18 protein-coding genes are annotated in these 9,621 nt (G+C 61.7%); all 18 read left to right on the top strand.

The genetic code is table 11. The features are described from left to right. Positions 1-2: 2 nt before the first annotated feature. Positions 3-392 carry a 50S ribosomal protein L22 gene (gene rplV, locus OCK02_RS16945; RefSeq protein ID WP_112599130.1) on the top strand — a complete coding sequence of 130 codons (390 nt, stop codon included), beginning with the start codon at positions 3-5 and terminating at the stop codon, positions 390-392. Further along, positions 392-1,108, top strand: coding sequence for a 30S ribosomal protein S3 (gene rpsC, locus OCK02_RS16940; protein WP_230804000.1), 717 nt, complete (start codon positions 392-394; stop codon positions 1,106-1,108). Before rplV ends, rpsC begins: the two co-directional genes overlap by 1 nt. 34 nt (positions 1,109-1,142) lie before the next feature. Next, positions 1,143-1,556, top strand: coding sequence for a 50S ribosomal protein L16 (gene rplP / locus OCK02_RS16935; RefSeq protein ID WP_003573792.1), 414 nt, complete (start codon positions 1,143-1,145; stop codon positions 1,554-1,556). Between the two features lie 10 nt (positions 1,557-1,566). Next, on the top strand, positions 1,567-1,767 hold the full coding sequence (gene rpmC, locus OCK02_RS16930; protein WP_112599126.1) for a 50S ribosomal protein L29: 201 nt from the start codon (positions 1,567-1,569) through the stop codon (positions 1,765-1,767). 11 nt (positions 1,768-1,778) lie between these two features. Beyond that, positions 1,779-2,015: a 30S ribosomal protein S17 gene (gene rpsQ / locus OCK02_RS16925; RefSeq protein ID WP_230804003.1), complete on the top strand. Its 237-nt coding sequence runs from the start codon at positions 1,779-1,781 to the stop codon at positions 2,013-2,015. 244 nt (positions 2,016-2,259) lie between these two features. Continuing rightward, positions 2,260-2,628 (top strand): 50S ribosomal protein L14, encoded by a 369-nt coding sequence (rplN, locus tag OCK02_RS16920; RefSeq protein ID WP_003495199.1) that lies wholly within the window; start codon positions 2,260-2,262, stop codon positions 2,626-2,628. Between the two features lie 12 nt (positions 2,629-2,640). Then, the gene (gene rplX, locus OCK02_RS16915) at positions 2,641-2,952 is read left to right on the top strand and encodes a 50S ribosomal protein L24 (protein WP_230804006.1); all 312 of its coding nucleotides are present in this window, start codon (positions 2,641-2,643) and stop codon (positions 2,950-2,952) included. Then, positions 2,945-3,502: a 50S ribosomal protein L5 gene (rplE, locus tag OCK02_RS16910; protein WP_230804009.1), complete on the top strand. Its 558-nt coding sequence runs from the start codon at positions 2,945-2,947 to the stop codon at positions 3,500-3,502. Before rplX ends, rplE begins: the two co-directional genes overlap by 8 nt. Before the next feature lie 34 nt (positions 3,503-3,536). Then, positions 3,537-3,842 carry a 30S ribosomal protein S14 gene (gene rpsN / locus OCK02_RS16905; RefSeq protein WP_230804012.1) on the top strand — a complete coding sequence of 102 codons (306 nt, stop codon included), beginning with the start codon at positions 3,537-3,539 and terminating at the stop codon, positions 3,840-3,842. A 12-nt stretch (positions 3,843-3,854) separates the two neighbouring features. Further along, on the top strand, positions 3,855-4,253 hold the full coding sequence (gene rpsH, locus OCK02_RS16900; RefSeq protein ID WP_230804014.1) for a 30S ribosomal protein S8: 399 nt from the start codon (positions 3,855-3,857) through the stop codon (positions 4,251-4,253). Positions 4,254-4,295: 42 nt separating this feature from the next. Then, positions 4,296-4,829, top strand: coding sequence for a 50S ribosomal protein L6 (gene rplF, locus OCK02_RS16895; RefSeq protein ID WP_230804016.1), 534 nt, complete (start codon positions 4,296-4,298; stop codon positions 4,827-4,829). Positions 4,830-4,841: 12 nt separating this feature from the next. Then, on the top strand, positions 4,842-5,204 hold the full coding sequence (rplR, locus tag OCK02_RS16890) for a 50S ribosomal protein L18 (protein WP_230804017.1): 363 nt from the start codon (positions 4,842-4,844) through the stop codon (positions 5,202-5,204). Between the two features lie 124 nt (positions 5,205-5,328). After that, positions 5,329-5,895: a 30S ribosomal protein S5 gene (rpsE, locus tag OCK02_RS16885; RefSeq protein ID WP_230804019.1), complete on the top strand. Its 567-nt coding sequence runs from the start codon at positions 5,329-5,331 to the stop codon at positions 5,893-5,895. Between the two features lie 13 nt (positions 5,896-5,908). Then, positions 5,909-6,109, top strand: coding sequence for a 50S ribosomal protein L30 (gene rpmD, locus OCK02_RS16880; RefSeq protein ID WP_263814052.1), 201 nt, complete (start codon positions 5,909-5,911; stop codon positions 6,107-6,109). 13 nt (positions 6,110-6,122) lie between these two features. Further along, positions 6,123-6,593: a 50S ribosomal protein L15 gene (rplO, locus tag OCK02_RS16875; protein ID WP_230804024.1), complete on the top strand. Its 471-nt coding sequence runs from the start codon at positions 6,123-6,125 to the stop codon at positions 6,591-6,593. A gap of 429 nt (positions 6,594-7,022) precedes the next feature. Continuing rightward, positions 7,023-8,363, top strand: a complete 1,341-nt coding sequence (gene secY / locus OCK02_RS16870) for a preprotein translocase subunit SecY (protein WP_263814051.1) — start codon at positions 7,023-7,025, stop codon at positions 8,361-8,363. Further along, positions 8,360-8,938, top strand: a complete 579-nt coding sequence (locus OCK02_RS16865) for an adenylate kinase (RefSeq protein WP_230804029.1) — start codon at positions 8,360-8,362, stop codon at positions 8,936-8,938. The genes secY and OCK02_RS16865 overlap by 4 nt, the downstream gene beginning before the upstream one ends. 233 nt (positions 8,939-9,171) lie before the next feature. After that, complete coding sequence (rpsM, locus tag OCK02_RS16860) at positions 9,172-9,540, top strand: 30S ribosomal protein S13 (protein ID WP_230804032.1); 369 nt, start codon at positions 9,172-9,174, stop codon at positions 9,538-9,540. Positions 9,541-9,621 lie beyond the last annotated feature (81 nt).

The following is a 9,621-nucleotide window of genomic DNA, read 5'->3' as shown; positions in this document are numbered from 1 at the left end:
CGATGGGCAAGGCAAAAGCCGAACGTCGGCTGAAGGATAACGAGGCGCAAGCAGTTGCGCGGACGATCCGCGTCAGCCCCCAGAAGCTCAACCTGGTTGCCGCGATGATCCGCGGCAAGAAGGTCGACCGCGCTCTGGCCGAACTCGAGTTCTCTCGCAAGCGCATCGCCGGCACCGTCAAGAAGACGCTGGAATCGGCCATCGCGAACGCTGAAAACAACCACGATCTCGACGTCGACTCGCTCGTCGTCGCTGAGGCTTTCGTCGGAAAGTCGATCGTCATGAAGCGCTTCCACGCCCGCGGTCGCGGCCGTGCATCGCGCGTCGAGAAGCCCTTCTCGCACCTGACGATCGTCGTCCGTGAAGTCGAAGCCAAAGGGGAGGCCGCATAATGGGTCAGAAAATCAATCCGATCGGCTTCCGCCTCGGCATTAACCGTACCTGGGATAGCCGCTGGTTCGCCGACAACGCCGAATACGGCCAGCTCCTTCACGAAGACCTGAAGATCCGCAAGTATCTGATGGACGAACTGAAGCAGGCCGGTATTTCGAAGGTCGTCATCGAGCGCCCGCACAAGAAGTGCCGCGTCACGATCCACTCGGCTCGCCCGGGTCTGATCATCGGCAAGAAGGGTGCGGACATCGAGAAGCTCCGCAAGAAGCTTTCCGAGATGACCAATTCGGAAACGCACCTCAATATCGTCGAAGTGCGCAAGCCCGAAACCGACGCGACGCTGGTTGCCCAGTCGATCGCCCAGCAGCTCGAGCGCCGCGTGGCTTTCCGCCGTGCGATGAAGCGCGCTGTTCAGTCGGCCATGCGTCTTGGCGCCGAAGGCATCAAGATCACCTGCGCCGGCCGTCTGGGTGGCGCGGAAATCGCACGTACCGAATGGTACCGCGAAGGCCGCGTTCCGCTGCACACGCTGCGTGCGGACATCGACTATGGTACGGCAGAAGCGGAAACCGCTTTCGGCATCTGCGGCATCAAGGTCTGGATCTTCAAGGGCGAAATCCTTGAGCACGATCCGATGGCCTCCGAGCGCCGCGCGACCGAAGGCGATGCCCAGGGCGCAAGCCAGGGCGAACGCCGCCGCCGTGAAAACGCTTAATTCGCTTTAGGCGAGCAGATCGGAGAATAGAAAAATGTTGCAGCCAAAGCGTACTAAGTACCGCAAGCAGTTCAAGGGCCGCATCAAGGGCGTCGCCAAGGGCGGCTCGGACCTCGCCTTCGGCGAGTTCGGCTTGAAGGCTCAGGAACCCAACCGCGTCAACGCACGCGAGATCGAGGCGGCCCGCCGCGCGATCACCCGTTACATGAAGCGTGCCGGCCGTGTCTGGATCCGCGTGTTCCCGGACGTTCCGGTCACCGCCAAGCCGACCGAAGTCCGCATGGGTAAGGGCAAAGGTTCGGTCGAATACTGGGCCTGCAAGGTCAAGCCCGGCCGTATGATGTTCGAGATCGACGGCGTCAGCGAAGAGATCGCTCGCGAAGCTCTTCGCCTGGGTTCGGCCAAGCTCTCGGTCAAGACGCGCTTCGTACAGCGCATTGCAGAGTAAGGATTGAGCCATGAAAGCCGCAGACGTTCGCGCACTGAGCGCCGACCAGCTTAATGACGAGCTCGCAAAGCTGAAGAAAGAGCAGTTCAACCTGCGCTTCCAGAAGGCGACCGGCCAGCTCGAGAAGTCCTCGCGCATCAACGAGGTCCGCAAGGACATCGCCCGCGTGAAAACCATTGCCCGCCAGAAGGCGGCAGAAGCCAAGGCCTAAGGAAGAATAATATGCCGAAACGCATTCTGCAGGGCGTCGTCGTTTCCGACAAGAACGAGAAGACCGTTGTTGTCCGGGTAGAGCGCCGGTTCGCGCATCCGCTGCTTCAGAAGACGGTCCGCCGTTCGAAGAAGTACAAGGCGCATGACGAGAGCAACCAGTACAAGGTTGGTGATGTGGTTTCCATCGAGGAATGCGCACCGATCTCGAAGGACAAGCGCTGGACGGTCGTTTCCGCCCAGGCTTAATTCATCACTTTTCGCGCAAGGGGTTGCCCTTTGCGCGAAAACCTGTATGAAGCAGCGCAAGGACGCTCGGAATCGGGCGTTCTTTTGCTTTGAGCGCAGGGAAGGTCCCGGGAATCGCTGGCGATTTCCTCGAGGAAACCACCTTGGCAAGACCCATCCCGCGCGAAAAACATAGATTCTCATAAGCTGGAACAGGGGGCATCCGTGCCCAACCGGTCCGGTTACAACAAGAAGGCGACCTGACATGATTCAGATGCAGACTAACCTCGACGTCGCGGATAATTCCGGCGCACGTCGTGTCATGTGCATCAAGGTGCTGGGCGGCTCCAAGCGCAAGTACGCTTCGGTCGGCGACATCATCGTCGTCTCGATCAAGGAAGCGATCCCGCGCGGCCGCGTCAAGAAGGGCGACGTGATGAAGGCGGTGGTCGTTCGCACCGCCAAGGACATCCGCCGCGCCGACGGTAGCGTCATTCGTTTTGACAACAACGCCGCCGTCCTGATCGACAACAAGAAAGAGCCCATCGGCACCCGTATCTTCGGACCGGTTCCGCGCGAGCTGCGCGCCAAGAACCACATGAAGATCATCTCGCTGGCTCCGGAAGTACTCTAAGGAGCGATGGCAATGCAGAAGATTCGCAAGGGCGACAAGGTCGTCGTACTCACCGGTAAGGACAAGGGCCGCACCGGCGAGGTCGTTCAGGTCATGCCGAAGGAAGATCGCGCGATCGTGCGTGGCGTCAACGTGGTCAAGCGCCACCAGCGCCAGACCCAGTCGCAGGAAGCCGGCATCATCAGCAAGGAAGCCCCGATCCACCTGTCCAACATCGCGATCGCCGACCCCAAGGACGGCAAGCCGACCCGCGTCGGTTTCAAGATCGACGGCGACAAGAAGGTCCGTGTGGCTAAGCGTTCGGGAGTTTCGATCGATGGCTGAAGCTAAGTACGAGCCGCGGCTCAAGAAGGAATATGTCGAGCGGATCCGCAAGGCGCTGCAGGAACAGTTCTCGTTCGCCAACGAGATGCAGATCCCGCGCCTGGAGAAGATCGTCATCAACATGGGCGTCGGTGAATCGACGGGCGACTCCAAGAAGCCCACGGTTGCCGCAGCCGACCTGGCCGCGATCGCCGGTCAGAAGCCGGTCATCACCCGTGCCCGCAACTCCATCGCGGGCTTCAAGCTCCGCGAAGGCATGCCGATCGGCGCAAAGGTCACCCTTCGCGGCGCCCGCATGTACGAATTTCTGGATCGCCTCGTGAACATCGCGCTGCCCCGCGTACGCGACTTCCGTGGTCTGAACCCGAAGTCCTTCGATGGCCGTGGCAACTTCGCCATGGGTATCAAGGAGCACATTGTGTTCCCTGAAATCAACTACGACAAGGTTGATCAGATGTGGGGCATGGACATCATCGTTTGCACGACGGCTACCAACGACGACGAAGCCCGGGCTCTTCTGAAAGAGTTCAACTTCCCGTTCCGCCAGTAATCCGTAACGACAAGCGTAAAGAAGGATAACTGTTATGGCGAAAACGAGCGCAGTCGAAAAGAACAAGCGCCGCCGCAAACTGGTTGCCAACCAGGCTGCAAAGCGTGCAGCTCTGAAGGCGATCATCCAGAACCAGGCTCTTCCGATCGAAGATCGGTTCAAGGCTACCCTGAAGCTTGCCTCCCTGCCGCGCAACGGCTCTAAGACCCGCATCCGCAACCGCTGCGAAGTGACGGGCCGCCCGCGTGCATTCTATCGCAAACTCAAGATGTCGCGTATCGCACTGCGCGAACTGGGCAACCTCGGCAAGGTGCCGGGCGTCGTCAAGTCGAGCTGGTAAGGAGACGGGTACATGGCAATGACTGATCCGCTGGGCGATATGCTCACCCGTATCCGCAACGGCGCCGCACGCCGCAAGTCGAGCGTTTCCACGCCGGCTTCGAAGCTGCGCGCCCGCGTTCTCGATGTCCTGCAGGCCGAAGGCTACATCCGCGGCTATTCCGAAGTCGAATTCGACAACGGCAAGGCTGAGCTGAGCATCGAACTCAAGTACTACGAAGGCGCGTCCGTGATCCGCAAGATCGATCGCGTCTCCAAGCCGGGCCGCCGGGTTTATGTCTCGGTCAAGTCCATTCCGCAGGTCGCGAACGGTCTCGGCATCACCATCCTTTCGACCCCGAAGGGCGTGATGGCCGATCACCAGGCACGCGAACAGAACGTTGGTGGCGAGGTTCTTTGCTCCGTCTTCTAAGACGGGCAAGGAATTTCCATAGCGAACAGACAGGTAGAAAAAATGTCTCGTATCGGTAAAAGGCCCGTTCCGGTTCCCGCTGGTGTAACTGCGACCGTCGATGGTCAGAAGGTCACCGCAAAGGGCCCCAAGGGCGAGCTGTTCTTCGTCGCCAATGACGAAGTGACGGTGAAGTTAGAAGACAACTCGGTTGTTGTGCAGCCGGTCAACGATTCCAAGGATGCACGGTCGAAGTGGGGCATGTCCCGCACGATGATCGAAGGCATCTTCAAGGGCGTCAAGGACGGCTACGAGCGCAAGCTCGAGATCAACGGCGTCGGCTACCGCGCGTCCCTGCAGGGCAAGAACCTGCAACTGGCACTCGGCTTCAGCCACGACGTTGTCTACGAAGCCCCGGAAGGCATCACGATCGCTGTTCCGAAGCCGACCGAAATCATCGTGTCCGGCATCAGCAAGCAGCAGGTCGGCCAGGTTGCCGCGGAGATCCGCGAATACCGTGGCCCCGAGCCCTACAAGGGCAAGGGCGTCAAGTATGCCGAAGAGCGGATTGTCCGCAAAGAAGGCAAGAAGAAGTAAGGAACACGCGAAATGGCTAGCAGGAAAGAACAACTTGCACGTCGCGCCAACCGCGTGCGCCGTCAAATCAAGGCGGTCGCCAACGGCCGTCCGCGCCTGTCGGTTCATCGCTCGTCGAAGAACATCTACGTACAGGTCATCGACGACGTGGCCGGCAAGACGCTTGCGTCCGCCTCCACGCTCGACACCGATCTGCGCTCGTCTCTGAAGACGGGCGCCGACACGGCAGCCGCTGCTGCCGTCGGCAAGCTCATCGCCGAGCGCGCCACCAAGGCCGGCGTCAAGGAAGTGGTCTTCGACCGCGGCGCCTTCATCTATCACGGTCGCATCAAGGCTCTGGCCGAAGCTGCCCGTGAAGGTGGCCTGAGCTTCTGATCGATCCTGGCGGGCCTCGTGCCCGCCATGTGACGATCAGTGGGTACCGGTCGCCTGCCCGAACGAGGGGAGGCGACTTTGTCAATCTGCCGATTGCACCCGGAAAAGAAAAAGGAAAAGGACAATGGCACAGGAAAGACGCGGTCGCGAAGACCGCCAGAACCGCGAAGAGCGCGACAGCGAGTTTGTCGACAAGCTCGTCGCGATCAATCGCGTCGCGAAGGTCGTCAAGGGCGGCCGTCGTTTCGGTTTCGCAGCGCTCGTCGTCGTCGGCGACCAGAAGGGCCGCGTCGGCTTCGGCCACGGCAAGGCTCGTGAAGTTCCGGAAGCGATCCGCAAGGCGACCGAAGCTGCCAAGCGCGAACTGATTTTCGTACCGCTGCGTTCGGGCCGCACGCTGCACCACGACGTGCACGGCCGCCACGGCGCCGGCAAGGTGCTGCTGCGTTCGGCCAAGGCCGGTACCGGCATCATCGCAGGTGGTCCGATGCGCGCCGTCTTCGAGACGCTCGGCATGCAGGACGTCGTCGCCAAGTCGACCGGTTCGTCGAACCCCTACAACATGATCCGTGCGACCTTCGACGCGCTCAAGAGCCAGATGCACCCGAAGGACATCGCGGCACAGCGCGGCATCAAGTACGCAACGCTGCAGGCCCGCCGTGCTTCCGCCGGCGTTGCTTCCGAAGAATAAGGGAGCTTGACCCATGGCTAAGAAAGAAGCTGCAAAGACGGTTACCGTCGAACAGATCGGCTCGCCGATCCGCCGCCCGGCCATTCAGCGCCAGACGCTGATCGGCCTCGGTCTCAACAAGATGCACCGGGTTCGCACGCTGGAAGACACGTCGTCTGTGCGTGGCATGATCCGTGCCGTCCAGCACCTCGTTCGCGTCGTCGACGAGAAGTGAGGGAGATAAGCTCATGAAACTGAACGAAATCAAGGACAACGAAGGCGCAACCCAGAGCCGCAAGCGCGTCGGTCGCGGTATCGGTTCGGGCTCCGGCAAGACCGGCGGCCGCGGCGTCAAGGGTCAGAAGGCCCGTTCGGGCGTCGCCATCAACGGCTTCGAAGGCGGCCAGATGCCGATCTATCGTCGCCTGCCGAAGCGCGGCTTCAACAACATCTTCGCATCCGAGTTCGTCACGGTATCGCTGGCGCGCCTCCAGACTGCGATCGATGCCAAGAAGCTCGACCCGAAGGCGACCGTCGATGCCGATGCCCTGAAGGCTGCCGGCGTCATCCGTCGCGCCAAGGACGGCGTCCGCATCCTCTCCGACGGCGAACTGAAGGCAAAGCTGACGATCGAAGTCGCCGGCGCCTCCAAGGCCGCGATCGAGAAGATCGAGAAGGCTGGCGGCAGCATCAAGCTGCTCTCGGCTGCCGCTGAATAATCGGCCGATTATTTGAACGCCCGGGGTGCTTCACTCCGGGCGTTCGCGTTCCCATATCAGGGCCTCGCGCCGCAGCTTCCAGCCGGGAGCCAGGGGACAAGACGTCGCCGCAGCGATGACGGTTGAACTGCCCAATTCCTGATATCGAGGGCGATCTCAGGCATTTGGCAGGATCGGGCGGGATGGCTCCGCCTGTTTCCAGGGAGTATCGGCCAGGGGGAGGGTCGGGATTGCTTGACAATCCGCGCTCCGCCCGGTTTACCCTCCGTGCCGCCTGCTTCGCGTCATCGCGAGGCTTGGCGACAGAAATTCGAGCGTGTCGCATCAGGCCGGGAATTCCTTCCGGACAGCGCGCGCTGCAACGGTTCAGCCGTTGTCCGGGCCGGGCCTGCCAGGCCGTCTCCCGGACATGGTGACGCGGAGAAACGCATGGCATCGGCAGCGGAACAACTCGCCTCCAATCTCAACTTTTCCACCTTTGCCAAGGCAGAGGACCTCAAGAAGCGGCTCTGGTTCACACTGGGCGCGCTGCTGGTCTATCGCCTCGGTACCTACATTCCGCTGCCCGGCCTGAATGCCGATGCCTTCGCCCGCGCCTTCCAGGGGCAGTCCGGCGGCATCCTCGGCCTGTTCAACATGTTTTCGGGCGGTGCGGTGGAGCGCATGGCGATCTTCGCGCTCGGCATCATGCCCTATATCTCCGCCTCGATCATCGTCCAGCTGATGACCTCGGTCGTTCCCTCGCTGGAGCAGTTGAAGAAGGAAGGGGAGCAGGGCCGCAAGATCATCAATCAGTATACCCGCTACGGCACCGTGCTTCTCGGCACGCTGCAGGCCTACGGCATTGCCGTCGGTCTCGAGGGCGGGGAGGGGCTCGTGCTCGATCCGGGCTGGTTCTTCCGTATTTCCACCGTGATCTCGCTGCTCGGCGGCACGATGTTCCTGATGTGGCTCGGCGAACAGATCACCTCGCGCGGCATCGGCAACGGTATCTCGCTGATCATCTTCGCCGGCATCGTCGCCCATCTGCCGCCCGCCATGGCCGGCACGCTCGAACTCGGCCGCACCGGCGCGCTCTCCTTCGGCGTCATTGCCGCGGTCGTCGTCATGGCCGTTGCCGTCATCGCCCTGATCGTCTTCGTCGAGCGCGCCCAGCGCCGGCTGCTGATCCAGTATCCGAAGCGACAGGTCGGCAACCGCATGTTCCAGGGCGACACCTCGCACCTGCCGCTGAAGCTCAACACCGCGGGCGTCATCCCGGCGATCTTCGCCTCCTCGCTGCTGCTCTTGCCGGCGACGCTGGCGGGCTTCAGCAATACCGCCGAACTGCCGGGCTGGGCGACCACGATCGTCGCCGCCCTCGGTCACGGCCAGCCGCTCTACATGGTGCTCTACGCCGCCATGATCGCCTTCTTCGCCTTCTTCTACACGGCCATCGTCTTCAATCCGAAGGACACGGCCGACAATCTGAAGAAGCACGGCGGCTTCATCCCGGGCATCCGCCCGGGCGAGCGGACCGCGGAATATATCGATTACGTGCTGACCCGCATCACGGTGCTCGGCGCCATCTACCTGGTCTTTGTGTGCATCCTTCCGGAAATCCTGATCGCGCAGACCGGCGTGCCCTTCTACCTTGGTGGTACGTCGCTTTTGATTGTTGTCAGCGTCACCCTTGATACTGTAGCACAGATTCAGGGTCACCTGATTGCCCAGCAATATGAAGGGCTGATCAAGAAGTCGAAGCTGCGTGGAGGAAAGAGGGGACGATGAGACTGATATTTTTGGGGCCGCCGGGTGCCGGCAAGGGCACGCAGGCGAAGCTCCTGACGGAGAAGCACGGCATTCCCCAGCTTTCCACCGGTGACATGCTGCGCGCCGCCGTTGCTGCGCAGACGGAGGTCGGAAAGCGGGCGAAGGCGGTGATGGATGCCGGTCAGCTCGTCTCCGATGCGATCGTCAATGAAATCGTTTCCGACCGGATCGATTCGGCTGACTGCTCGAAAGGCTTCATCCTCGACGGTTACCCGCGCACAGTCCCGCAGGCTCAAGCGCTCGACGAGATCCTGGCCGGCAAGGGCCTCGGCCTCGACGCCGTCATCGAACTGAAGGTGGACGAGAAGGCACTTCTCAAGCGGATGGAGAGCCGCGTCGCGGAAACCATCGCGGCGGGCGGAACCGTCCGGCAGGACGACAAGCCGGAAGTTCTGGAACGTCGTCTGGCGGAGTATCGCGAGAAGACCGCGCCGCTGTCGGAATACTACGCCTCCACCGGCAAGCTGAAGACGGTCGACGGCATGGCGGACGTCCAGGCGGTGACCGCAGAGATCGGCAGGATCCTGGCTTAGGCCATCGATCTGCCAATTCGGCCGGTCGGGGTTGACTTTCCCGGCCGATTCCTCTTAAGAGAGCGCCAACTCGCGACAAGCTAGCGATCGGCGCGGATTTCTCGAAAGAACGAGATCCGGGGGCAGTCGTTTTTGACGTGTCCCGAAGCTCGAAATTGAACGCGCGGCCTCGCGGTCGCATGACGAAGAAAAAACCACTTGCCGGATGGCAACTGGAAGCAAGGAGAACAGGCGTGGCTCGTATCGCTGGCGTCAACATCCCGACTGCAAAGCGCGTTGTCATCGCGCTGACCTACATTCACGGGATCGGTCCGAAGTTTGCACAGGAAATCACCGAGAAGGTCGGCATCCCCGCCGACCGTCGCGTCCATCAGCTGACCGACGCCGAGGTTCTGGCGATCCGCGAAGCGATCGACCGCGACTACCAGGTCGAAGGCGACCTGCGTCGCGAGACCTCGATGAACATCAAGCGCCTGATGGACCTCGGCTGCTACCGCGGCCTGCGTCACCGTCGCGGCCTGCCGGTCCGCGGTCAGCGCACGCACACCAATGCCCGCACCCGCAAGGGCCCGGCAAAGGCCATCGCCGGCAAGAAGAAGTAATTTCCCGAAATGGGGAATGGGGAGGCTGGCGTTTGCGCCGGCCTCTTTTGAGTTTCGAGCGGGGCCTCGGCCGCAATTTGC

The organism is Rhizobium sp. TRM96647 (assembly GCF_025780115.1).
Lineage (GTDB): Bacteria > Pseudomonadota > Alphaproteobacteria > Rhizobiales > Rhizobiaceae > Mycoplana.
This window is presented reverse-complemented; position numbering and strand designations above follow the sequence as displayed.